At 68.6% G+C, this 21,062-nt stretch carries 24 protein-coding genes and 1 riboswitch; of the genes, 11 read left to right on the top strand and 13 right to left on the bottom strand.

Annotated elements, in window-relative coordinates; all coding sequences use genetic code 11:
* Positions 1-1,818 (bottom strand): hypothetical protein (locus EJC49_RS13170; protein ID WP_126700398.1); only part of this gene is annotated, 1,818 nt, incomplete at its 3' end.
* 114 nt (positions 1,819-1,932) lie between these two features.
* Here EJC49_RS13170 and EJC49_RS13165 point away from each other — a divergent pair.
* Positions 1,933-2,541: an LOG family protein gene (locus EJC49_RS13165; protein WP_126700397.1), complete on the top strand. Its 609-nt coding sequence runs from the start codon at positions 1,933-1,935 to the stop codon at positions 2,539-2,541.
* Positions 2,542-2,803: 262 nt separating this feature from the next.
* Here the strand turns inward: EJC49_RS13165 and EJC49_RS13160 are convergent, their stop codons facing one another.
* The 10 genes from EJC49_RS13160 to cysS form a co-directional block, all read right to left on the bottom strand.
* The gene (locus EJC49_RS13160; RefSeq protein WP_126700396.1) at positions 2,804-3,856 is read right to left on the bottom strand and encodes an alcohol dehydrogenase family protein; all 1,053 of its coding nucleotides are present in this window, start codon (positions 3,854-3,856) and stop codon (positions 2,804-2,806) included.
* A gap of 131 nt (positions 3,857-3,987) precedes the next feature.
* Positions 3,988-4,674: a glutathione S-transferase family protein gene (locus EJC49_RS13155; RefSeq protein ID WP_126700395.1), complete on the bottom strand. Its 687-nt coding sequence runs from the start codon at positions 4,672-4,674 to the stop codon at positions 3,988-3,990.
* Position 4,675: 1 nt separating this feature from the next.
* Entirely contained in the window at positions 4,676-5,605 is a 930-nt protein-coding gene (gene rarD, locus EJC49_RS13150; RefSeq protein ID WP_126700394.1) for an EamA family transporter RarD, read from the bottom strand.
* Between the two features lie 90 nt (positions 5,606-5,695).
* Entirely contained in the window at positions 5,696-7,312 is a 1,617-nt protein-coding gene (gene cimA, locus EJC49_RS13145; RefSeq protein WP_126700393.1) for a citramalate synthase, read from the bottom strand.
* Between the two features lie 232 nt (positions 7,313-7,544).
* Positions 7,545-8,498 carry a prolyl aminopeptidase gene (pip, locus tag EJC49_RS13140; RefSeq protein WP_126700392.1) on the bottom strand — a complete coding sequence of 318 codons (954 nt, stop codon included), beginning with the start codon at positions 8,496-8,498 and terminating at the stop codon, positions 7,545-7,547.
* Positions 8,495-8,974, bottom strand: a complete 480-nt coding sequence (locus EJC49_RS13135) for a GFA family protein (RefSeq protein ID WP_126700391.1) — start codon at positions 8,972-8,974, stop codon at positions 8,495-8,497. Before EJC49_RS13135 ends, pip begins: the two co-directional genes overlap by 4 nt.
* On the bottom strand, positions 8,971-9,453 hold the full coding sequence (locus EJC49_RS13130) for a GFA family protein (protein ID WP_126700390.1): 483 nt from the start codon (positions 9,451-9,453) through the stop codon (positions 8,971-8,973). The genes EJC49_RS13135 and EJC49_RS13130 overlap by 4 nt, the downstream gene beginning before the upstream one ends.
* A complete protein-coding gene (locus EJC49_RS13125; protein ID WP_126700389.1) occupies positions 9,450-9,953 on the bottom strand; it encodes a GFA family protein in 504 nt (167 codons plus the stop codon). Before EJC49_RS13125 ends, EJC49_RS13130 begins: the two co-directional genes overlap by 4 nt.
* On the bottom strand, positions 9,950-10,345 hold the full coding sequence (locus EJC49_RS13120; protein WP_126700388.1) for an endonuclease domain-containing protein: 396 nt from the start codon (positions 10,343-10,345) through the stop codon (positions 9,950-9,952). The genes EJC49_RS13125 and EJC49_RS13120 overlap by 4 nt, the downstream gene beginning before the upstream one ends.
* A gap of 397 nt (positions 10,346-10,742) precedes the next feature.
* Positions 10,743-12,287: a cysteine--tRNA ligase gene (gene cysS, locus EJC49_RS13115; RefSeq protein ID WP_126700387.1), complete on the bottom strand. Its 1,545-nt coding sequence runs from the start codon at positions 12,285-12,287 to the stop codon at positions 10,743-10,745.
* Positions 12,288-12,679: 392 nt separating this feature from the next.
* On the opposite strand from cysS, the gene EJC49_RS13110 reads away from it, so the two are divergent.
* Complete coding sequence (locus EJC49_RS13110; RefSeq protein WP_126700386.1) at positions 12,680-12,853, top strand: transcriptional regulator; 174 nt, start codon at positions 12,680-12,682, stop codon at positions 12,851-12,853.
* A gap of 10 nt (positions 12,854-12,863) precedes the next feature.
* Here the strand turns inward: EJC49_RS13110 and EJC49_RS13105 are convergent, their stop codons facing one another.
* Complete coding sequence (locus tag EJC49_RS13105; protein WP_126700399.1) at positions 12,864-13,634, bottom strand: SOS response-associated peptidase; 771 nt, start codon at positions 13,632-13,634, stop codon at positions 12,864-12,866.
* An 81-nt stretch (positions 13,635-13,715) separates the two neighbouring features.
* On the opposite strand from EJC49_RS13105, the gene EJC49_RS13100 reads away from it, so the two are divergent.
* The 4 genes from EJC49_RS13100 to EJC49_RS25665 all read left to right on the top strand — a co-directional run bounded on the left by EJC49_RS13100 (position 13,716) and on the right by EJC49_RS25665 (position 15,861).
* Positions 13,716-14,123 carry an NUDIX hydrolase gene (locus EJC49_RS13100; RefSeq protein WP_126700385.1) on the top strand — a complete coding sequence of 136 codons (408 nt, stop codon included), beginning with the start codon at positions 13,716-13,718 and terminating at the stop codon, positions 14,121-14,123.
* A gap of 78 nt (positions 14,124-14,201) precedes the next feature.
* Positions 14,202-14,564, top strand: a complete 363-nt coding sequence (locus EJC49_RS13095) for a TIGR02301 family protein (protein ID WP_245453390.1) — start codon at positions 14,202-14,204, stop codon at positions 14,562-14,564.
* Positions 14,565-14,697: 133 nt separating this feature from the next.
* A complete protein-coding gene (locus EJC49_RS13090; RefSeq protein ID WP_126700383.1) occupies positions 14,698-14,955 on the top strand; it encodes a hypothetical protein in 258 nt (85 codons plus the stop codon).
* A 126-nt stretch (positions 14,956-15,081) separates the two neighbouring features.
* Complete coding sequence (locus EJC49_RS25665; RefSeq protein ID WP_170314708.1) at positions 15,082-15,861, top strand: hypothetical protein; 780 nt, start codon at positions 15,082-15,084, stop codon at positions 15,859-15,861.
* Between the two features lie 260 nt (positions 15,862-16,121).
* Here EJC49_RS25665 and EJC49_RS13075 read toward each other — a convergent pair whose 3' ends face one another.
* A complete protein-coding gene (locus EJC49_RS13075; protein ID WP_126700380.1) occupies positions 16,122-17,453 on the bottom strand; it encodes a dihydroorotase in 1,332 nt (443 codons plus the stop codon).
* A 118-nt stretch (positions 17,454-17,571) separates the two neighbouring features.
* On the opposite strand from EJC49_RS13075, the gene ygfZ reads away from it, so the two are divergent.
* The 5 genes from ygfZ to EJC49_RS13050 all read left to right on the top strand — a co-directional run.
* Positions 17,572-18,456, top strand: a complete 885-nt coding sequence (gene ygfZ / locus EJC49_RS13070; RefSeq protein WP_126700379.1) for a CAF17-like 4Fe-4S cluster assembly/insertion protein YgfZ — start codon at positions 17,572-17,574, stop codon at positions 18,454-18,456.
* Positions 18,456-19,070, top strand: coding sequence for an HD domain-containing protein (locus EJC49_RS13065; RefSeq protein WP_126700378.1), 615 nt, complete (start codon positions 18,456-18,458; stop codon positions 19,068-19,070). Before ygfZ ends, EJC49_RS13065 begins: the two co-directional genes overlap by 1 nt.
* A 70-nt stretch (positions 19,071-19,140) precedes the next feature.
* Positions 19,141-19,253: riboswitch (TPP riboswitch) on the top strand.
* Positions 19,244-19,849 (top strand): YkoF family thiamine/hydroxymethylpyrimidine-binding protein, encoded by a 606-nt coding sequence (locus EJC49_RS13060; protein WP_126700377.1) that lies wholly within the window; start codon positions 19,244-19,246, stop codon positions 19,847-19,849. It overlaps the preceding riboswitch by 10 nt.
* A gap of 56 nt (positions 19,850-19,905) precedes the next feature.
* Entirely contained in the window at positions 19,906-20,499 is a 594-nt protein-coding gene (locus EJC49_RS13055; protein WP_126700376.1) for an ECF transporter S component, read from the top strand.
* 28 nt (positions 20,500-20,527) lie between these two features.
* Positions 20,528-21,062: ATP-binding cassette domain-containing protein (locus EJC49_RS13050; protein ID WP_170314707.1), on the top strand; the 535-nt coding region annotated here is incomplete at its 3' end.

Below are 21,062 nucleotides of genomic sequence, written 5' to 3'. Positions count from 1 at the left end.
CGTCGCGCCGGTTTCGTCCTGGGTGGCGCCCACCGCCTCTGCCTCATAGATGATCTCGGCGGGCTTTTCGGCGTTCGGCTGCGCTGCGGGTTCGGCGGCGACCTGCGGTGCCGCGGCTTCCGCGACCGGTTCGGCGGCGGCCGGTTCGCTCGCGGCAACTTCGGGTGCGGCGGGAGCGGCCGAGGTTTCGGCGACGGCGGCCGGGGCTTCGGGCTGGGCCTCCACCAGCTGCGTCTCGGTCTCGCTCGACGCGGCGGCCTCGCCCGCGATCAACTCGGCCGGCTTCTCGGCGGTCGGTTGCGCTACGGGCTCGCTGGCGGCGACTTGCGGTGCGGCGGGTTCGGCGGCCGGTGGCTGCGCAGCTGGCTCAGATGCGGCGACCGTCTGCTCGGTTGGCGCGGCGGGCTCGGCCGCCATCTCGACGCTCGCGGCAGGCGCCTCGGTCGGTGGCGTCTGGACGACCACGGGCGACGGGGCGGCGATGGCGGCGATCGATTCGCCCTCCTCGCGCTGGAACGGCACGGCGGCGCGGGCGACGACCTTGCGGCCGCCATCGGCGAGCAGGTCGGCACGGACGATGTAGTCGCCGACGGGCAGGTCGCGCTCGGTCTCGACCAGGAAGCGGCCCGCCTCGGAAGCCTGCGTCTCACCGAGCAGGATGGCATTGGCATAGACGCGCACCAGCAGCCCCGGTGAGGCCATGCCCGCAACGAAGATGTCGCGACCTTCGATTTCCACCGCCTCGACCCGAACGACGGGCTGCTCGGCACCGGTGGGCTCCGGCGCGCTTGCGGGCTCGGGCTCGGGCTCGACGGGCGCGGCCGGATCGACCATGGCAACCTGCGTCTCGGCTTCGGCGGCGACAACAGGCGCTTCCGCGGCGGCTTCTTCCGAGACCGTGGGGTCGGCGGCGACCGTCTCGCGTGCGGTTTCGGCAGCCGTTGCGGCATCCGCCGAAGCGGTCTCGGTCGGAGACGTCACATCGGCGGCGATGCCGGGCGCCTGGGCTTCGGCCGTGGTGTCGGCCTGCGGCGGGGCGGCCGCGACGTCCTCCGGAGCGGGCGCTTCGGCGGTGACCGTCGCGGGCGCGGCTTCGCTCTCGGGCGCCGCGGCAGCGTCGTCCGACACAGGTGTCGCGTCGGCCGCGACCGTCGCCGAGGCGGTGTCCGCGGCGACCAATGGTTCGGTGTCAGCTGCCGAAGGCGTCATGTCGGATCCGCTGGCGATCTCTTCGCCCACGGGGACGGTGATCAGGCGGCTGGCCTTGCCCGGCTCCTCGACGAGCGCGAGAACCTCGCCCGCTTCCGAGTCCGGAACCGAGACGAGCGCCGTCTCGAGTGACGTCGCGACCACATTGTCGGGCGAGGTCGAGCGCAGCACGATTTGATAGTTTCCGGGTTTCAGCGGCTCGTCGAGTACCACGACGAAGTCCCGGTCGGCATTGGCGGTCGTCGTGGCGATGACGCTCGAGCCGACAACCACCTCGATCGAAGCCTGCGGCGTGGACCGGCCGGCGATGACCATCGAACCGTTCGGTTCGACCCGCAAGAGATCGAACGTCGGCGCGACAACCTCTTCCGTGTCGGCGGATTCAGCCTGATCGGACGTCGGCTCCCCGACAGACGGCCCGACCGCCGGAGGCTCCGGCGCGGTGGGAGCCTGCTCGACTTGAGCGGCCGGGTCGCCAGGAAGGGCCGCGACCATCGGCGCGTCGGACCGGGACGCGCTTCCAAGATCACCCATGTACCAGGCGCCCGCTCCCGCAGAGCCAAGACCACCGATGATGAAGAGAAGCACCTTCCAGGGAGAAATCGCCATCAAGCCCAATTCCTTTGCCGATTACCCTCGCTCTAGCGCGTTTTTTGCACTGCGACAAGAAAAACGCCCCGACTGGTCTTGACCCCATCGCGCCCGGTAGGCTCCTTGCGCGCCATGAGCACGATTCGATCCATATGCGTCTATTGCGGCTCCTCGCCGGGCCGGCAGTCCCTCTATGTCGAGGCCGGGCGAGAGCTCGGGATGTCGATCGCTGAGGCGGGCCTTCGCCTCGTCTATGGCGGCGGCACCAAGGGCATCATGGGCGCCGTGGCTGAGGGCGCCATGGCGGCCGGCGGCCCCGTAACCGGCATCATCCCGCGCTTCCTGATGAACAAGGAACGCACCGCGTCCGACCTCGATCACCTCGACGAGCTCGTGATCACCGAGGACATGCACGAACGAAAGCACATGATGTTCGAAAAATCGGACGCTTTCGTGGCCCTGCCGGGTGGCATCGGAACGCTGGAGGAGATCGTCGAGATCATGACCTGGGCGCAGCTCGGGCGGCACCGCAAGCCGATCGTCTTCGCCAATCTGGACGGCTTCTGGAACCCGATGACGGCGCTGCTGGACCACATGCGAACGGAAGGTTTCGTGCATACGGGACATCTGGTGCAGCCCCTGATCGTGGATGCGGTGGCGGGCATCGTGCCGGCGATCGTGGCGGCGGGGCGGGCTGCGGCGGACGCGGAGGGCGACGCGAGCGTGATCGAGAGGCTGTGAGGCGCTTGTCCACGGAGACTGCAGGGAACTGATACAGAATTAATCGTTGTGTTTCACCGACGGGCTGATCGGCGCTCATGGCACACGCCTCTGTCTGGCCGCGGTTGCCGACCGATCGGTGTCCCTTCCGCCGACGCCCGCGTTCCGTCGCGCCCCCTCTGGCCTGCCGGCCATCTCCCCCTCAGGTGGGGAGATCATTCGCTTCGCCGGCACCGCCAATCGCAGACGTTGCAAGAGGCGCGGCGGCGTCGGAGCTGCCGGGTCATGACGGCGGGAGCAGGACGATCTTGCCGATGTGCTGCTTTTCCTGGAAGGCGCGCTGCGCCTCGGCGATCCGGTCGAGCGGGTAGGTGGCGGCGAGCAGGGGGCGGATCTCGCCCGTCTCGATATAGGAGACGAGGTCGGGGAAGACCGGCGCGTCCCAGGCGGTGCAGCCGACGAGCGTGATGTCCTTGAGGTACAGGTCTCGCAGGTCGAGTGCGACGACCGGACCCGCGATGGCCCCCGAAGTGACGTAGCGACCGCCGCGCCTTAATAGCTTCAACATCGCGGCGAAGCCCGGCCCGCCGACATTGTCAATGACGACATCCATGCTGTCGTCCCCGAGAATGGCCAACGGATCGTCGTCGCGGGAGAGCACGCGGGCCGCGCCGAGCTTCGCGATCGCCTCGTGCTTGGAGGGGCTGGTGACGCCGATCACCTCGGCGCCGCGGCGCGCGAGCAACTGGACCAGCGCCGACCCGACGCCGCCCGACGCGCCGGGGACCAGCACCCGGTCGCCGCGCGCGACGCCGGCGCGGCGCACCATGTTCTCCGCCGTGCCGTAGGCGCAGGGGATGGTGGCGAGTTCGGCATCGCTCCAGTCGCAGGCGACGGCGAACGCCTCGCTTTCCGGAACCTTGATATATTGCGAGAAGGCGCCGTCGAAATCGGTGCCGAGCCAAACGGTGTCCATCAAGTCGAAACCCGCCCTGCGCATGCACGGCCGAACCAGAACGCGCTCGCCGATCCGGCCGGCGTCGCCGCCCGGCCCGACCGCGACCACCCGGCCGCAGCAATCGGCGCCCTGGATGAGCGGAAACGCCGTGGCGCCGTTCCAGCCGCCATCCCGGCGATCGGCATCGACGGCCGTGGCGTCGGTGCCGTCCTTCACGGACCCCGCATACCAGCCGAGCCTCGTGTTGATGTCGGTGTTGTTGATGCCCGCTGCGAGGACGCGAAGCAGGACCTCGCCCGGACCCGGCATGGGGATGGGAACCAACTTGGGCTCGAGCCGATCGTATCCACCGGTACCGGTCGTCACGACGGCCATCATGGTTCCTCCGTCGACGGGCGTAGCCCTCCCCCCACCTTCGTGCTGCATTCGTCCACTCCCGGTCACAACGACAGAGGGGATCATAGCATCGCCGGCGGAACAAGGGATGCGGCGGCTCCGACGACCGCGCCTCAGGCCTCGGCGCGAAAATCCCGGGTCCATTCGCCGACGGCGCGGGCTTCGGCTTCGTGTCCTTCCTCGCGAAAGGGTTCGGCCAGGGCCGCCTCGTACCACTCGTACATCGCAGGCAGGGCGAGCAGCCGGGCGGCGTAGGCGTCGGCTTCCGAGCCGAAGCTGAGGCCATAGGTCTGGGCTCGGAAGGCGACGGGGGCGTAGAAGGCGTCGACGGCCGTGAAGGCGGCGCCCGCAAGGAAGGGGCCGCCGAAGCGAGCGAGGCCTTCGGTCCAGATCTCGGCGATGCGAGCGATATCGCGTTCGAGCGCGGCCGGGCGCTCGTGGAGGCGGATGCGCAAGCCGCAGTTCATGGTGCAGATGTCGCGCAGCGTGCCGAAGGACGAGTGCATCTCGGCCGCGGCCGAACGGGCGAAGGCGCGGGCGACCGCGTCAGCCGGCCAGACGCCCGGGTGGCGCTCGGCGAGATATTCGACGATCGCCAGCGAGTCCCAGACGCGCAGATCTCGGTCGACCAGGCAGGGCACGCGGCCATTCGGCGAGAGCGGCTTGTAGGTGGCAAAGCTGTCGCCGCTGGGAAAGGGCACCAGCGTTTCGGCGAACGGGATGCCGAGCGTGCGCATCAGCACCCAGGGACGCAGCGACCAGGACGAATAGTTCTTGTTGGCAATGATCAGTTCGTACACGTCAGCCTCCGTGTGCAGCCGCTTCGGCGGCGCGGCGGTCGCGCGCCTGGGAAAACATGGACCATGTGTAGATGGCGAGCGCCACCCATATGAGCGCGAAAGCAATGGCGCGGACCACGCCGAACGGCTCGCCGAAGACGAAGACGGCGATCAGGAAAATACCGGTGGGAGCGATGTACTGCATGATGCCGATGGTGGAGAGCCTGAGAAGCTTCGCGCCGAAGCCGTATAGCAACAACGGCACGGCCGTCGCAGGGCCACACAAGGCCAGCAGCAGCATGTCGCGCGGCTGTGACAAGACAAAGCTGGAAACGCCGGTGGCCTGCAACCAGACGGCATAGGCCAGAGCCGGGACCGACAGGATCAGGACTTCGAGGAAGAAGCCCTGGCTGGGGCCGATCGGCAACGTCTTGCGCAGGAAGCCATAGATGGCAAACGATCCGGCCAGCACGAGCGAGACCCATGGCACGATGCCCGCCTCGACGGTCATCAGCACGACGGCGGCGGCAGCCAGGCCGAGCGCGACGATCTGCGCCCGGCTCAGCCGCTCACCGAGCAGCACGGCGCCCATGACGACGCTCATCAGCGGGTTGATGTAGTAGCCGAGCGAGGTTTCGACGGTTCGCTCGACGGCGATAGCCCAGACGTAGAGCCCCCAGTTAATGGTGATCAGCCCGGCCGTGAGGCTGGCCAGCGCCACGGTGCGCGGCGAACGCAGCGCTGCCTTCAGGTCCCCCGTGCGGCCCGTGGCGACCAGCACCGCGCCGGCAATCGGCAACGACCAGAGAATGCGGTGGGCCACCACCTCGAGCGCCGGCAGATGCGACACTGCCTTGAGGAACAACGGCAGCAGGCCCCAGAAGCCGTAGGCCAGAAGCGCATAGACGAAGCCGCGCCGGGCGCCGCCTTCGGGAAGGGCATCGGGTGTCATGCGCGTGCTATGCGGCGGGCAGGCGGCAAAGGCCAATGGATTTTGTTGATGGATGGATGAAGGGATGGTGAAGGGACGGACAGGCCGGCCCTACTCCGCCGCCACCTGCCCGGCCAGTTCGCGGTTCTTCATCAGCTTGTAGACGATCGAATCCATCAGCGCCTGGAAGGAGGCGTCGATGATGTTGTCGGAGACGCCGACGGTCCACCAGCGGGCGCCGGTAGCGTCGCGCGATTCGATCAGGACGCGGGTGATGGCTTCGGTGCCGCCATTGAGGATACGCACCTTGAAGTCGACCAGCTCCATGTCCTCGATCTCGGTCTGGTATTTTCCGAGGTCCTTGCGCAGCGCGATGTCGAGGGCGTTGACCGGGCCTTGGCCCTCGGCGACCGACATGCGCTCCTCGCCGTCGATCTCGACCTTGACGATGGCTTCCGAGACAGTCTTCAAGTTGCCGTTGGCGTCGAAACGGCGCTCGATCATGCAGCGGAAGGACGTGACCTCGAAGAACATGGGCACGGTGTCCAACGTCCGCCTCGCGAGCAGCTCGAACGAGGCGTCGGCGCCTTCATAGGCATAGCCCTGCGCCTCGCGGTCCTTGACCAGCGCAATCAGCGTGTCGAGCCGGTGGTCGGCGCGGGCGACCGCGATGCCGCGCCGCTTCAGCTCGGCGATGAAGTTGGCCTTGCCGCCCTGGTCCGACACCATGACGCGGCGGCGGTTGCCGACGCTTTCGGGCGGCACGTGCTCGTAGGTCTGCGGCTCCTTCAAGAGCGCGGAGGCGTGGATGCCGGCCTTGGTGGCGAAGGCGGAGGAACCGACATAGGGCGCCTGCGCGTTCGGCGCGCGGTTGAGCAGTTCGTCGAAGGATCGCGACAGCCGCGCGAGGCCCGTCAGCCCGTCTGGCGTGATGCCGGTGACGAAGCGGTCGGCGAAGGCCGGCTTGAGCATCAGGGTGGGGATCAGCGTGATCAGGTTGGCGTTGCCGCAGCGCTCGCCGATGCCGTTCAGCGTGCCCTGGATCTGGCGCACGCCGGCCTCGACGGCGGCGAGCGAATTGGCCACCGCCTGGCCGGTGTCGTCATGGGCGTGGATGCCGAGCGCCTCGCCGGGAATGCCCGCCGCGACGACCGCGCCAACGATCGCGCGCACCTCCGACGGCTGCGTGCCGCCATTGGTGTCGCACAGCACGACCCAGCGCGCGCCCGCCTCGTGCGCCGCCTTCGCGCAGGCCAGCGCATAGGCGGGGTTGGCCTTGTAGCCGTCGAAGAAGTGCTCGCAATCGACCATCGGCTCCTTGCCGGCGGCGGCGGCGGCCTCGACCGAAGCGCGGATGGCGTCGAGGTTCTCGTCCTCGGTGCAGCCGAGCGCGACGCGGACATGGTAGTCCCAGCTCTTGGCCACGAAGCAGATCGCGTCGGAGGCGGACTGGAGCAGACCCGCCAACCCCGGATCGTTGGAGGCCGAGACGCCGACGCGCTTGGTCATGCCGAAGGCGACGAATTTCGACCGCGTGGTGCGCTTCTTCTCGAAGAAGGCGGTGTCGGTCGGGTTGGCGCCCGGATAGCCGCCCTCGACATAGTCGATGCCGAAGGCGTCGAGCATGGCGGCGATGGCGATCTTGTCCTCGACGGAAAAGTCGACGCCCGGCGTCTGCTGGCCGTCGCGGAGCGTGGTGTCGAAGAGATGGATGCGGGATTTGGTCATGCTGATTCAGAGGCTGATCTGCCCCCCTCTTGCTTAAATGCCCCCCAACCCGTCGCCGTCATCCTCGGGCTTGACCCGAGGATCTGCTGTCGTTGGTGGCTGCGCGCGGCCTGTCCTTGCGTTCGGGTAACTCCACCCCGGCCGTGTCGGCAGATCCTCGGGACAAGCCCGAGGATGACGACGCGATTGGGTTGGCGGACCCGGTCACCTTGCGACCGTGCGACATTGCAGGTCATTGCTTCCCCGCAAACCCGTCCGTCGCGCGGATCAGCCGGTCGAGGATGCCGGGCTCGGAAAACGCGTGTCCCGCCCCTTCGACGATGTGGAATTCGGCCTTCGGCCAGGCCTTGTGCAGTGCCCAGGCATAGCGCAGCGGGCACGGCATGTCGTAGCGGCCGTGGATGATGACACCGGGAATGTCGGCGAGTTTCCAGGCGTCGCGGACGAGCTGGCCTTCCTCCAGCCAGCCGGAATGGACGAAGAAGTGGTTCTCGATGCGGGCGAAGGCGAGCGCGAAATCGTCCTCGCCGAACTTGCCGCTGGTGGACGGCTCGGGCAGGAGCGTGATCGTCTCGCCCTCCCACAGGCTCCAGGCCTTCGCCGCCTCGATCTGGACGGCGCGGTCGTCGCCGGTGAGGCGCTTGCGGTAGGCGGCCATCATGTCGTGGCGCTCGTCTTGCGGGATCGGCGCCTGGAAGCGCTCCCACTTGTCGGGGAACATCTCGGAGACGCCGAACTGATAGTACCAGTCGAGCTCGCCGCGGGTGAGCGTGTAGATGCCGCGCAGCACGAGCTCGCTGACGGCTTCCGGATAGGTCTGCGCATAGGCGAGCGCGAGGGTGGAGCCCCAGGAGCCGCCGAAGACGAGCCATTTGTCGAATCCGGCCAGCTCGCGCAGGCGCTCGATGTCGGCCACGAGACGCCAGGTTGTGTTGGCCTCGAGCCCGGCATGCGGCGTGGAGCGGCCGCAGCCGCGCTGGTCGAACAGGATGACGTCGTAGAGCGCCGGATCGAACAGGCGCCGGTGGACCGGGGAGATGCCGCCGCCGGGGCCGCCATGCAGGAAGACGGCGGGCTTGGCGCCCCTGGTGCCGACGCGCTCCCAGTAGAGCGTGTGGCCGTCGCCGACCTCCAGCATGCCAGTCTCGAAGGGTTCGATCTCGGGATAGAGGGTACGGAGCGTCATGGGGCTGTGCCTTCGGCCGGCGGCCAGGTTTGCGTGTCGTAGTCGGGGTGCTGGCGGGACCGCAATCGGGCATCCTGCCGTGCGATCCGTGCAGGATCATAATCGGATGGAACCGGCAAGCCGGCCAGTTCGGCGAAGAAGACGGCCCGACCCTCGAGGTGAAGCTGAACGGTCGGCCGCGCCTGCGCCGGGTCGTCGAGGGTGCCGATGGCGAGTTCCAGATTGCCGCTCGTCTCGTCGACGGCCAGGGGCGTTCCACAGGCGGCGCAGAACAGGCGCTCGCCAAGATCGGAACTGCGATAACGCGCCGGAACGCCACGCGTCCAGTCGAGGCCGTGGGCGGTGACGAAAATGCCGAAGACGTTGCCCGTCGCCTTCTGGCACATGCGGCAATGGCACACGGACGAGCGGCCGAGCCGGCCGACGCGATAGCGCACCGCGCCGCACTGGCAGCCGCCGGTGATCGCCCCGCTCACGCCGCACCTCCGCCCTGCCCGGCCGGCGGCCAGTCGTCGGTGTCGTGGTCGGGGTGCTGGCGGTTTTCCACGGCCGCCATGAAGGCGTCCGCGGCGGCGCTTTCGCCCGGCTGGCGCCATGGCAGCGCATGCAGCCGGTCGAAGAAGGACAGCCGGTCGGCCGGATTGACCTGGATGACGGGGGCGGCGCGTTCGGGATCGTCCAGCGCGCCGATGGCGAGTTCCGTGCCGCCTTCGTATTCATAGGTCAGCGGCGTGCCGCAGGCGGCGCAAAAGCCGCGCGAGACGAGGTTGGAGCTGGCGAAGCGCGCCGGCCGGCCGCGCGTCCAGGCAAGGCCGTGGGCCGTGACCAGCGGACCGTAGAAGCCGCCGAAGGCCTTCTGGCACATGCGGCAATGGCAGATCGAGGCGCGGCCGAGGCCTTCCGCCCGGAACCGCACCGCGCCGCACTGGCAGCCGCCGGTGATCGCCCCGCTCATGCCGCACCTCCGCCCTGCCCGGCCGGCGGCCAGTCGTCGGTGTCGTGGTCGGGATGCTGGAAGGAGACGAGGCGGGTCAGGTAGGTCGCCGACGACACGTCGGCCATGGTGTCCTGCCCCGGCAGGGCGGGGATGGCGTCGACATAGGGCAGCTTGGCCTCGGTGCCCCACTGGATCTTCGGCGCGATCGCCTCCGGATCGTCGAAGGCGCCGATGGCGAGCGCGACGCCGTCGGGCGCCTCGAAGGTCAGCGGCGTGCCGCAATCGGCGCAGAAGCCGCGCCAGACCTCGCTTGATGACTGGAAGCGCTTCGGCGCGCCGCGCGTCCATTCCAGCTTCGCGTGGCGCACGGACACCAGCGGCAGGTAGAAATTGCCGGCGGCCTTCTGGCACATGCGGCAATGGCAGACCGAGGCGTCGCCCAGCGCGCCGGTGAGATGGAACCGCACGGCGCCGCACTGGCAGCCGCCGGAATGGCGGGGGACGTTGTCGAGGCTCATGGGTGGGTCTCCATCATTGGCGGCGGCGGCACGGCCAGGCCGGCGACGGTGATCACGTGCAGGCAGACGTTTTCGAGGTCGGTCAGCGCGTCGGCGTTGGCGAAGCGGAGGATGGTCCAGCCGAGGTGCTCGAGCGCGCGATCGCGCACGGCATCGCGGCGGGCGTTCTCGTCGTGCGTATGGCCGGAGCCGTCGATTTCGACGATGATCTTATGGGAAGGACAGGCGAAATCGACGATGTAGCCGGCAATCGGCATCTGGCGCCGGAAGGACAGGCCCATCAGGCGATGCGCGCGCACCGCGTTCCAGAATTTCAGCTCCGCATCGGTCATGGCGCGGCGCATGGCCTTGGCGTTGCGACGGTTCTTCGGCGGAACGGGGTGGTGGTTCATGGCAGGCACCGTTCCCTGCCAGCATCTCGCGATGCGAATCCATTCACGGAGGGGATCGAGCATCGCAACTGGTTGCGCCAATCGCCGGAACTCGGCCGTTTGCGCGAGGCACCCCCCTCTGGGCTGCCGCCCATCTCCCCCTCAAGGGGGGAGAACGGCAGCGTCGGCGTCGGCACTCGTTCCGCGCGGCCGCAGGAGATATGTCGGCGCGAGGCACCCCCCTCTGGGCTGCCGCCCATCTCCCCCTCAAGGGGGGAGAACGGCGGCGTCGGCGTCGGCGCTCGTCCTGCAACGTCGGCGGGTGAACGGGGCGCCCGCGCCAGCCGATCTCCCCCCTTGAGGGGGAGATGTCCGGCAGGACAGAGGGGGGTATCGTCGAGCGCCGACCTACCCGCCCTCACCGCTTCACCTCCCACGTCGTGATGCGCTCGCCCGTGACGGGGTCCTTGCCGTCCTTCAGTTGGATGCCCTGCGCAAGCAGTTCGTCGCGGATGCGGTCGGCTTCGGCCCAGTTTTTCTGGGCGATGAGGGCGAGGCGGCGCTGAATGAAGACCTCAACGTCCGTTGATTTGAGCCCACTCTTTCCTTGAAGCCACTCAGATGGATTTAGCATCAAAAGTCCCATAAGCTGCGCCGACGCTAAAGCAATGCTTGCGCAGACGGGATTGTAGAAGTCCCATCCGAGCTCGGAGATACCTAATTCGAGCCTGCCAGTTTGGCTTGAGCTAAACATTGAGTATATTTTCTTTATAGCTCCGGAAGTATCCAACTCGTCATTTAACGCTGAAATCAAAGAATCACGCGGCGATGAAGGCTCCACTCCCGGCATTTCACTCAGCAAGCGGTACCAGCGTGTAAGTATATTTTCCGCCTCCTCCAACTTCCGCACGGAAAAATCGATCGGCTCGCGGTAATGCGTCATCAGCATCGCCAGGCGCAGCACCTCGCCCGGCCATTTGCGGCCGCCGAACTTGTCCGTGTGCAGCAGGTCGTGGATGGTGACGAAATTCCCCTCGCTCTTCGACATCTTGCGGCCTTCGACCTGGACGAAGCCGTTGTGTATCCAGATGCTGGCCATACGGTCGGTGCCGAGCGCGCAGCAGGACTGGGCCACCTCGTTCTCGTGGTGGGGGAAGACGAGGTCGATGCCGCCGCCGTGGATGTCGAACATGTTCTTCGTCGGGTCGTCGCAGGCGAGCCCGCCGCCGAAGGGGGCGAGCAGTTTGGCCATCGACATGGCGGAGCACTCGATGTGCCAGCCGGGGCGGCCGTCGACGGGGATGCCGGCGGGGGACGGCCAGCCGGGCTCGCCGGGCTTGGAGGGCTTCCACAGCACGAAGTCCATCTCGTCGCGCTTGTAGGAGGCGACGTCGACGCGGGCGCCGGCGAGCATCTCGTCGAAGGGGCGCTTGGACAGCGAGCCGTAGCGCGGGCCGGGGCGGGCGTTCATCGCCTTGGGCGAGAACAGCACGTGGTCCTCGGCGACATAGGCCACGCCGCGCTCGACCAGCCGGTCGATCAGCGCGCGCATCTCGGGAATGTATTCGGTGGCGCGCGGCTCGTCGCTCGGCTCCAGGCAGCCGAGCGCCTTGACGTCGGCGTCGAACTGGTCGGCGGTCTTTTCGGTGACCTTGCGGATCGCCTCATTGAGGGTCAGCCGGCCGGCCTCGATGTCTTCGCCGAAGTCGCGCAGGGCACGGGCGTTGATCTTGTCGTCGACGTCGGTGATGTTGCGGACATAGGTGACGTGGTCCGGCCCGTAGACGTGGCGCAGCAGGCGGAACAGCACGTCGAAGACGATAGCCGGCCGGGCATTGCCGATGTGGGCGAAGTCGTAGACCGTCGGGCCGCAGACATACATGCGCACGTTGTCCGGATCGAGCGGCACGAACGGCTCCTTCGAGCGCGTCAGCGTGTTGTAGAGGCGAAGACCCTCGGACATGTCTTTCTTCCCAGCTGGCGCCACGCAACGGCGCACAAGAACTCACCCGCCGGCTGGCCGGGGCGTTTTTCCTGTCCTGGGAGAAGGGGTTAAAACGTCCGGACCAGCGCGAGCGCTAGCCACAAATGCAGATGCCGATAATGGCGACGGTCGTTTTCATGGGGTGCTTTATGCCGCCGGGCCGACGCGGCGTCAAGCGGGGGACGGGCGTGTGACGGGCGCGGCTGTGTCGTTGGTGCAACAGCCAATGGGGGCAATTTCACAGATTGTCGTCCACGACCCGGATAATCCGGTGCGAAGGCTGTTCGGCCATGTTTCGGACGAATTCGAACACCACCTGCCACGACGCGGGCCGGAGAGCCCGGATACAGAGGACCCCAAGGGGAAGAACGATGCAACGCACCGCCACCCAGGCCGAACGCGAACGCGCCAAGGCCGACCACCTGATCGAGAAGTTCAGGACGATCGGGCCGGCCGCGGTCGCAGCAGCGCTGGTCTGCTCCGACAAGCAGGCCAAGAAGACGAGCGCGACCGCGCCCGAGGCGTCGCAGCCCGAAACCGACTGAGCCGCGCGGCTCAGAACAGCTTGAGCTGGTCGGCGGGCGCGGCTCTCGCGGCTGCCTTCGGCTTGCCGGCAGGCTGCGGGGCCGGCGGCGCGACGCCGATCGGCTCCTGGATGTCCGGCCCGGTGTTGGCGACCTTGTTGACCTTGTCGGAAATGGCGATGGCCTCGAAGAAGCCGGGCTCGACGGGGGCCAGCAGGTCGGCCACGTCGCGCGGCTCCCGGGTCCGGCAGTCGAGCCAGCGGGCGAAATCGGCCGGGCGGACGACCACCGGCATCCGATCGTGGATCGCGGCGATCTGATCGTTGGCCGCGGTGGTCAGGATGGCGCCGGTGTCGATCTCCGCGCCGCCGGGATCGGCATAGGTTTCCATCAGCGCGCCGAAGGCCATGAGCCCGCCGCCTTTCGGCCGGATCAGATAGGCCTGTTTCGACTTTCCCTCGCGCTTCCATTCGTAGAAACCGGTCGCGGGGATCAGCGCCCGGCGATGGCGCATGGCGGCGCGGAAGGCGTTCTTCTCGGCCGCCGTCTCGGAGCGGGCGTTGATCAGGAGCGGCAGCGCCTTCGGATCCTTGCACCAGGACGGGATGAGCCCCCAGCGGACGAGCAGCGCGACCCGGTCGGGCAGGTTGGAGCCCGGCTCGCGCGGCGGGCCGGCCATCGCCATCAGGATGGGCTGCGTGGGCGCGATGTTGTAGCGCGGCGGGAAGGCGTCGAGCTCCAGCGTGGCGAGGAACGCCGCGACCTCGTCCGGCGTCGCCGCCAATGTGAACCGTCCGCACATGACGGGAGAGTTGGCGGGTGCGGGGGCAAAGGTCAAGCGGGGGGATGGCGCCCGGGGCCGCGAAGGCGCTACCAGTGGCGCATGGACACGCCCGTCGTCATCCCCGCCGTCTCGGTCGCGCTGCGGCGCGGCGAGCGGCTGCTGCTTGTCAAGCGCGGGCGGGCGCCGGCGAAGGGTCTGCACGCCTTTCCGGGCGGGCGGGTGGAGCCCGGCGAGACGCTGGAGGCGGCGGCGCGGCGCGAGCTTTTCGAGGAGACCGGGCTGACGGCGCACGCGCTGCAACCGCACGAGGAGCTGACGCTGGAAGGGGCGAGCCCCGGGACGGTCTACCGGCTGACGGTGTTCCGGGCGCTGCATGTGTCGGGCGAGCCGGTGGCGGGCGACGACGCCGAGACGGCCGGCTGGTATTCGCTCGACGAGATGGCGGAGCTGCCGATCACGGCCTCGACGCTGGCGGCGGCAAAGATCATATTGTCGCTTTCGCGTTAACCATCCGACAACCTTTGGCCGGGGGTGTCTTGTTCGCGCCCGAATCCTGCGGCACCAACATGGGCAATGTCACGTCACATGCGATTCCACGCCGTCGTCCTTGGGCTGCTCGTGCTCCTGCCGCTTCCGGCGGGCGCCGCCGACGCGCCCTACCAGCAGCGGCTCTACCGGCTGAGCGAGGTGCTGGGATCGCTGCACTACCTGCGCAACCTGTGCGGCGAGACCGGAAACCTGTGGCGCGAGCAGATGGAAGCGCTGGTGGCGGCGGAGGATCCGGCGCCCGAGCAGCGCACGCGGCTGATCGCCGCGTTCAACCGTGGCTACCGGAGCCATTCGGAGATCCACATGAACTGCACCAAGGCGGTGGCGTCGGCGATCGAACGCTACATGAAGGAAGGCGAGACCCTGACGCTGGAGACGGCCGCGACTTACGGGAATTAGCCGACGTTAACTTTTCCGGGACGGGCGGGGCGAAAATCGCCAGACCTGTGGTAAGGAGTTAACGGGACATGAAGGGACGAACGGCGGCCTGTCTCGAAACGAGACGGCGGCCGAGAGAAGGTGGGTGAAAACCATGGGACATGGACTCGTCGAAATCGACGCGCTGATCCGCGAGGAAAAGCGACTGACGGCCGTCGAAAGCCAGACGGAGGCCTGGGCCGAGGGGCTTTCGGCCGGCATCGAGCCCGAGATCATCGCCGAGGCGGCGCTGACGACGGCCTTCGTCGAGCTGATGCGCAATTGCGGCGAGGACACCGCCCTGGCCCTTCTGGACACGATGCGCGAGAAGGTGATTGCCGGCGATTTCGAGATGGTGCGCTTTCACCACTGACCCGAAGGGCGCTGACCGGGCGTCGGACACGCGCCGGCCCCAGGACGGGGACGGGCGACCTGCCCCGGGACGGAACCGCCGCACATGCCTGACGATCCACCCCCGGCCCCACGAGAGCTTTCGATCATGACGTCCGCACCGAAATCGATGGCCGTCGCCGTTGTGGCGAGCTTCACCCTGCTGGCGTCCGGCGGCTTCGGCCAGGCCGCGACGCTGCTGGCCCTGAGCGAGATCGGTCAGGAAGCCGTGACGCCCGACGAGGATGGTAACGGCGACGCCGAGACGATGTCGCCGGAGGGCGGCGTGCCCCTGCCCGAGCCGGTGCTGCGCCTGCCGCTGCCCAACATGCCCGCCGCGCCGCCGGCCTCCGGCGAAGGGACGCCCGCGGGCGTCGACGAGCCGGAAGGCGCGGACGATGCCGGCATGGCCGCCGAACCCCTGCCCGAGATTCTGTACGACTACTCGCTGCTGCCCGAAGAGGTTCGTCGCATGCGCGAACTGATTCTGGAGGCCTGCCGCAGCGGCGAACCGGAGCGGCTGCGGCCGCTGATCGGGATGGGCGACGGCGCCACGCAGCTTTCCTTCGGCGGCGACAGCGACGATCCGATCGCCTTCCTCGTGGAAATGTCGGGCGACGATCGCGGCCAGGAGATCCTCGCCATCCTGCTGGAAGTGCTGGAGGCGGGCTACGTGCACCTGTCGCCCGGCACGCCGGCGGAGGTCTACGTGTTTCCCTATTTCTTCGCGGTGCCGCTGGAGCAGCTGACCAACCCGCAACGGGTCGAGCTGTTCAAGATCGTGACCGCGGGCGACGTGGAAGAAATGAAGGTCTACGGGGCCTACACGTTCTACCGCGCCGGCTTCGCGCCCGACGGGCGCTGGCTGTTCTTCGTCGCCGGGGACTGAGCGTACGGCGGCGAGGCGCGAGCGGTCGCATCTCCCTTGCCTTTCCCCGGTCAGGGGCAACTGCGACATCGAACGGGCGTCATCCTCGGGCTCGTCCCGGGCTCTGCCGCCCGTTGCGCGATAGGCGCTTCAGCGTGTCCCGCGCTTTGGCAGGACCTCCACGTCGCGGCGTTGGCAAATCCAGGGGACGAGCCCGTGGATGACGGCGCCGGGGTCGAGGCAACGGTCCTGCCTCGGAGCCGCAGCCATGACGCAGGGCGTCAGGCCGGCAGCGCTTCCGAAAACAGCACCGGCTCGCCCTGCCCCGGCGTGACGATCTCGCCCTCCCACATCACGCGCCGGCCGCGCACGACGGTGCCGACCGGCCAGCCGGTGACCTCGCGCCCGTCATAGGGCGTCCAGCCCGCGCGCGAGCCCTGGTCGGCATTGCGGATGACGGCCTTTCGCTTCAGGTCGACGATGGTGAAGTCGGCATCGTAGCCGGCCGCGATGCGGCCCTTGCGGGCCATGCCGAAGAGACGGCTGGGGCCGTGGCTGGTCAGGTCGACGAAGCGCTCGATGGTCAGGCGGCCGGCCGCGACGTGATCCAGCATGATCGGCACCAGCGTCTGCACGCCGGTCATGCCCGAGGGCGAGGCGGGATAGGCTTTGGCCTTCTCGTCCAGCGTGTGCGGCGCGTGGTCGGAGCCGAGCACGTCGACCACCCCGTTGGCGATGCCCGTCCAGATGCCGTCGCGGTGGCGGGCCGCGCGCACCGGCGGGTTCATCTGGATCAGCGTGCCGTGGGTGGCGTAGTCGTCGGCGGACAGCGTGAGATGGTGCGGCGTGGCCTCGCAGGTGGCGACGTCCTTGTGCCGTTCGAGGAAGGCGATCTCCTCGGCTGTGGAGATGTGCAGCACGTGGATGCGGGCGCGGACCGTCCGCGCGATGCGCACGAGGCGCTGGGTGCATTGAAGCGCCGCAATCTCGTCGCGCCAGACCGGGTGCGAGGCGGCGTCGCCGTAGATGCGCTCACCCATGCGTTCGCGCAGGCGGAACTCGTCCTCGGAATGGAAGGCGGAGCGGCGACGGGTGTTGCGCAGGATCGAGGCGACGCCCTCGTCGTCCTCGACCAGCAGATCGCCGGTGGACGAACCCATGAACACCTTGATGCCGGCCGCGCCCGGCAGACGCTCCAGTTCGGCGACCTCGTGGGCATTGTCGCGCGTGCCGCCGACCCAGAAGGCGAAGTCGCAATGCATGCGGCCGGTGGCGCGGGCGACCTTGTCGGCGAGCGCCGCCGCACTGGTGGTCAGGGGCTTGGTGTTGGGCATCTCGAAGACGGCGGTGACGCCGCCGAGCACGGCCGCGCGCGAACCCGTCTCCAGGTCTTCCTTGTGCTCCAGCCCCGGCTCGCGGAAATGCACCTGGCTGTCGACGACGCCGGGCAGGACGTGCAGGCCCGCGCAGTCGATCGTCTCGCCCGCACTGGCGGCAGAGAGATCGCCGATGGCGGCGATGCGGCCGGCAACGACGCCGACGTCGCGGGGGCCGGCGCCGTCCTGGTTGACCACGGTTCCGCCCGTCAGGATGAGATCGTAGGTTGTCGCCATCGCCGTCGTCGCCCTTGCCCGGATGATGCGGCCGGCTTACGTAAAGGCCCCCGAGAAAGCAAGCCGAGGCCGCCCGAAGCCAGCTCCCTCACGGGGAATCAGGAACCGAAAGAACACCATGCCGACCGTCGTCCTTCCCGCGCGCGCCCTCGTTTCCGTTTCCGGCCCGGACGCCGAGCATCTGCTGCAATCGATCCTCACGACCGACCTCGCCGCACTTCCGGAAGGCGTGGCCAGGCCCGGCGCGCTGTTGACGCCGCAAGGCAAGATCCTGTTCGACTTTCTCGTCAGCCGCGACGGCGCGGACGGCTTCCTGCTCGAATGCCGCGGCGAGATCGCCGACGATTTCATGCGCCGGCTGATGCTCTACAAGCTGCGCGCCAAACTGACGATTTCCAAGCGCAATGAATCGCTTGTGGCGGTTTCCTGGACGGACGAGACATCGACTTCACAGCCCGATTCAACGCCTTGTGAAACCGATTCAACAGGACGGCGCGACGCGCGGTTTCCCGAATCGCTTCGGGTCGTCCGGCGCCCCTTGGCGCAGGGCGAGGCCGACACGGACCTTTCGGCCTGGACGGCGCTGCGGATCGCCCATGGCGTGGCCGAAAGCGGCAGCGACTACGCGCTGGCGGACGCCTTTCCACACGACGTGCTGCTGGACCAGAACGGCGGGGTCGGCCTGCGCAAGGGCTGCTATGTCGGCCAGGAAGTGGTGTCGCGCATGCATCACCGCGGCACGGCGCGGCGGCGCGTGCTGATTGCGGAGGCCGATGCCGACCTGGCCGAAGCGGGCACGCCCGTGCTGGCGCAGGGTCGTCCCGCGGGCGCGCTCGGCAGCGTGCTGGGCGCGAAGGGGCTGGCGGTCGTGCGCATCGACAAGGTGAAGGCGGCGATGGATGCCGGCGAACCGGTGACGGCCGGCGGGGTGGCGCTGAGGCTTTCGATCCCGCCCGGGATGGGCTTTGCCTTCCCCGACGGCTCCGCCGGCGAGGACGCGTGATGCCCGACCGTCCCGGTGCGCCGACGCGGGCCTGGCAGCGCATGCTTTCGGGCCGCCGGCTCGACCTGCTGGACCCCTCCCCGCTCGACGTCGAGATCAGCGACATCGCGCATGGCCTTGCCCGCGTGGCGCGCTGGAACGGCCAGACGCGCGGCGACCACGCGTTTTCGGTGGCGCAGCACTCGCTGCTCGTCGAGGCGATCTTCGCCTTGCAGAACCCGGCCGCAACGGCGCAGGCGCGGCTGACGGCGCTGCTCCATGACGGAGCGGAGTATGTCATCGGCGACATGATTTCGCCGTTCAAGGCGGCCGTCGGCGGCGGCTACAAGGCGGTGGAGGAGCGGCTGCAGAACGCGATCCACGTGCGCTTCTCGCTGCCCGTGCGCGCCGACCGGCTGAAGGCAACGATCAAGAAGGCCGATCTGGTGGCGGCCTATTTCGAGGCGACGGAGCTTGCCGGCTTCTCGATCGAAGAAGCGAAGAAATTCTTCGGCCAGCCACGCGGCCTCGATGCCGCGACGCTCGACCTGGAGCCGAAGCCGGCGGGCGACGTGCAGCGGGCGTTCCTGGAGCGGTTCGAAGCCCTGCACGCCATGACGGACGGCGCGCGGTAGCACCGGGCGCAACACGCTCAAATCTGCACGACCGACGGTTGCGCGTCGCCACGACGCCTGCTAAGCATCGCTCATTCGACAGGGGAGCTCCGTAACGCCGGGGCTGAGATGCGGGGCGACATGCCTCCGGACCCTCAAGCTGATCTGGTTAATGCCAGCGGAGCGAGGCGAGCATGTTCTCAGGTGCGCAGATTTCCCTTTATCCCATGTGCGACGATTTCGTCGGCGTGATCCTTGGCGCGCTTTCCGCGCTCGATCCCTATCGTGAGCGCTTCCGCATCGAGACCGACGACGTGTCGACGCTGATCGTCGGCCCGCCGGAGGAGATATTTCCGGCGATGCGCGACCTGTTCGTCGCCGCGGCGGCCTCGGGCGTCCATGTCGTCCTGTCGGCCACCGTGTCGCGCGGCTGCCCCGGCGAGCCGGACGACCCCCGCTGCACCCCGCTTGCCGGCGGCGCACGCGGCCCGCTGGACCAGCGCATCGCGCAGGCGCGGCAGCGGGTGGCCGAAGCGACGGTGCTGGGACAGCCGGTGGCGGCGCAGTTCTCGCTCTATCCGCTCGGCGCGGACGCCCACATGGACGAGATCTACGGCTGCATCGATTTCCTCAAGGGCTCGGGCGTCTTCGACCGGTCGAAGAACTTCTGCACCAAGCTGCGCGGCGACGCCGGCCCGGTGTTCGCGACCCTGTCGGACGCCTTCCTGAGCTTCGGCGCGCCGCAAGGCCATGTCGCTCTGGACCTGACGGTTTCAGCCAACAGCCCGACCAAGAGCTGATCCCGCGCGGACAGCCCGCGCCCCTCCCTTTCCCAACCGAACCCTTCGAGGCCGCCATGACTGCCGTCGTCCGTTCCAACGCGTGGACCTTGCGCGAAATCCTGATCGTCGCCGTGCTCGGCGCCGTGTTCGGCGTGCTGTACCTGGCCTGGGTGCAGGTGTGGCTGATCGCGCAGGCGGTGTTCGGGCCCGTCACCATGGACGTGGTGATGGGGTTCTGGTTCATCGTGTCGATCATCGCCGCCAAGATCATCCGCAAGCCGGGGGCGGCGCTGCTGTCCGAAGTGCTGGCGGCGGCGGTGCAGATCCTGCTCGGCAGCCCGGCCGGGCTGCTGCTGCTCGTCACCGGATTCGTGCAGGGCGCGGGCGCGGAGGCGGTGTTCGCGGCGACGCGCTGGCGCAACTATCGCCTGCCGGTGCTGCTGGCGGCGGGCGTCGGCGCGGCGGTGTTCTCCTTCGTCTACACCTGGTTCCGCTTCGACTATGGCGCGCTGGCGCCCGGGCTGCTGATCGCCATGTTCACGCTGCGCTGCCTGTCGGGCGCGCTGCTGGGCGGGCTGGCCGGGCACTGGATCACCGAGGCGCTGTACCGCACCGGCGTCCTGTCGGGGCTGGCGATCGACCGCGACCGGCGCGCCGGGATCGCGTGAGCCGGCGATGGTGACGGAGCCCGCCGGCATGGCACCCGCGGTGGACTGGCGCGACGTCGTCGTGCGCTACCCCTATGCGGCGGCCGACGCGGTGGGGCCGGTCACGCTCGACGTGCGGAAAGGCGAGGTGCTCCTGCTGCTCGGGCCATCGGGGGCAGGCAAGTCGACCCTGCTGGCCACCCTGACCGGGCTGGTGCCGCAGACAATGCCGGCGGAGGTCTCGGGCGAGGTCGAGTTGTTCGGCGAGGCCGCGGCGGCGCGACGGCCGGCGCAATGGTCGACCACGGTGTCGCGGCTGTTCCAGAATGCCGAGGAGACGCTGTGCGGCATGACGATCGGCGACGAGGTGGCGTTTGCGCTGGAGAACCGGGCGCTGCCGGTCGGTGAAATCGAGACGCGCGTGGCGACGGCGCTGGAGGCGGTGGGGCTTTCGGCCGGCGATCGCGACCGGCGCACCATGGCGCTGTCGGGCGGCGAACGGCAGATCGTGGCGCTGGCGGCGCTGCTGGCGCAGGACGCGGCGCTGGTGGTGGTGGACGAGCCGACGGCGCATCTGGCGCCCG

Source organism: Aquibium carbonis (assembly GCF_003970795.1).
Classification (GTDB): Bacteria; Pseudomonadota; Alphaproteobacteria; order Rhizobiales; family Rhizobiaceae; genus Aquibium; species Aquibium carbonis.
This window is presented reverse-complemented; position numbering and strand designations above follow the sequence as displayed.

Excerpts from the sequence above, each read along its gene's own strand:
- rarD (WP_126700394.1), bottom strand. The coding sequence starts at position 5,605 with ATGACACCCGATGCCCTTCCCGAAGGCGGCGCCCGGCGCGGCTTCGTC.
- EJC49_RS13090 (WP_126700383.1), top strand. The coding sequence starts at position 14,698 with ATGGGACATGGACTCGTCGAAATCGACGCGCTGATCCGCGAGGAAAAG.
- EJC49_RS13095 (WP_245453390.1), top strand. The coding sequence starts at position 14,202 with ATGCGATTCCACGCCGTCGTCCTTGGGCTGCTCGTGCTCCTGCCGCTT.
- EJC49_RS13065 (WP_126700378.1), top strand. The coding sequence starts at position 18,456 with ATGCCCGACCGTCCCGGTGCGCCGACGCGGGCCTGGCAGCGCATGCTT.
- EJC49_RS13165 (WP_126700397.1), top strand. The coding sequence starts at position 1,933 with ATGAGCACGATTCGATCCATATGCGTCTATTGCGGCTCCTCGCCGGGC.
- EJC49_RS13075 (WP_126700380.1), bottom strand. The coding sequence starts at position 17,453 with ATGGCGACAACCTACGATCTCATCCTGACGGGCGGAACCGTGGTCAAC.
- EJC49_RS13130 (WP_126700390.1), bottom strand. The coding sequence starts at position 9,453 with ATGAGCGGGGCGATCACCGGCGGCTGCCAGTGCGGCGCGGTGCGGTTC.
- EJC49_RS13110 (WP_126700386.1), top strand. The coding sequence starts at position 12,680 with ATGCAACGCACCGCCACCCAGGCCGAACGCGAACGCGCCAAGGCCGAC.
- cysS (WP_126700387.1), bottom strand. The coding sequence starts at position 12,287 with ATGTCCGAGGGTCTTCGCCTCTACAACACGCTGACGCGCTCGAAGGAG.
- EJC49_RS13100 (WP_126700385.1), top strand. The coding sequence starts at position 13,716 with ATGGACACGCCCGTCGTCATCCCCGCCGTCTCGGTCGCGCTGCGGCGC.
- cimA (WP_126700393.1), bottom strand. The coding sequence starts at position 7,312 with ATGACCAAATCCCGCATCCATCTCTTCGACACCACGCTCCGCGACGGC.
- EJC49_RS13120 (WP_126700388.1), bottom strand. The coding sequence starts at position 10,345 with ATGAACCACCACCCCGTTCCGCCGAAGAACCGTCGCAACGCCAAGGCC.
- EJC49_RS13160 (WP_126700396.1), bottom strand. The coding sequence starts at position 3,856 with ATGATGGCCGTCGTGACGACCGGTACCGGTGGATACGATCGGCTCGAG.
- EJC49_RS13125 (WP_126700389.1), bottom strand. The coding sequence starts at position 9,953 with ATGAGCCTCGACAACGTCCCCCGCCATTCCGGCGGCTGCCAGTGCGGC.
- EJC49_RS13055 (WP_126700376.1), top strand. The coding sequence starts at position 19,906 with ATGACTGCCGTCGTCCGTTCCAACGCGTGGACCTTGCGCGAAATCCTG.
- EJC49_RS13105 (WP_126700399.1), bottom strand. The coding sequence starts at position 13,634 with ATGTGCGGACGGTTCACATTGGCGGCGACGCCGGACGAGGTCGCGGCG.
- pip (WP_126700392.1), bottom strand. The coding sequence starts at position 8,498 with ATGACGCTCCGTACCCTCTATCCCGAGATCGAACCCTTCGAGACTGGC.
- EJC49_RS25665 (WP_170314708.1), top strand. The coding sequence starts at position 15,082 with ATGACGTCCGCACCGAAATCGATGGCCGTCGCCGTTGTGGCGAGCTTC.
- ygfZ (WP_126700379.1), top strand. The coding sequence starts at position 17,572 with ATGCCGACCGTCGTCCTTCCCGCGCGCGCCCTCGTTTCCGTTTCCGGC.
- EJC49_RS13060 (WP_126700377.1), top strand. The coding sequence starts at position 19,244 with ATGTTCTCAGGTGCGCAGATTTCCCTTTATCCCATGTGCGACGATTTC.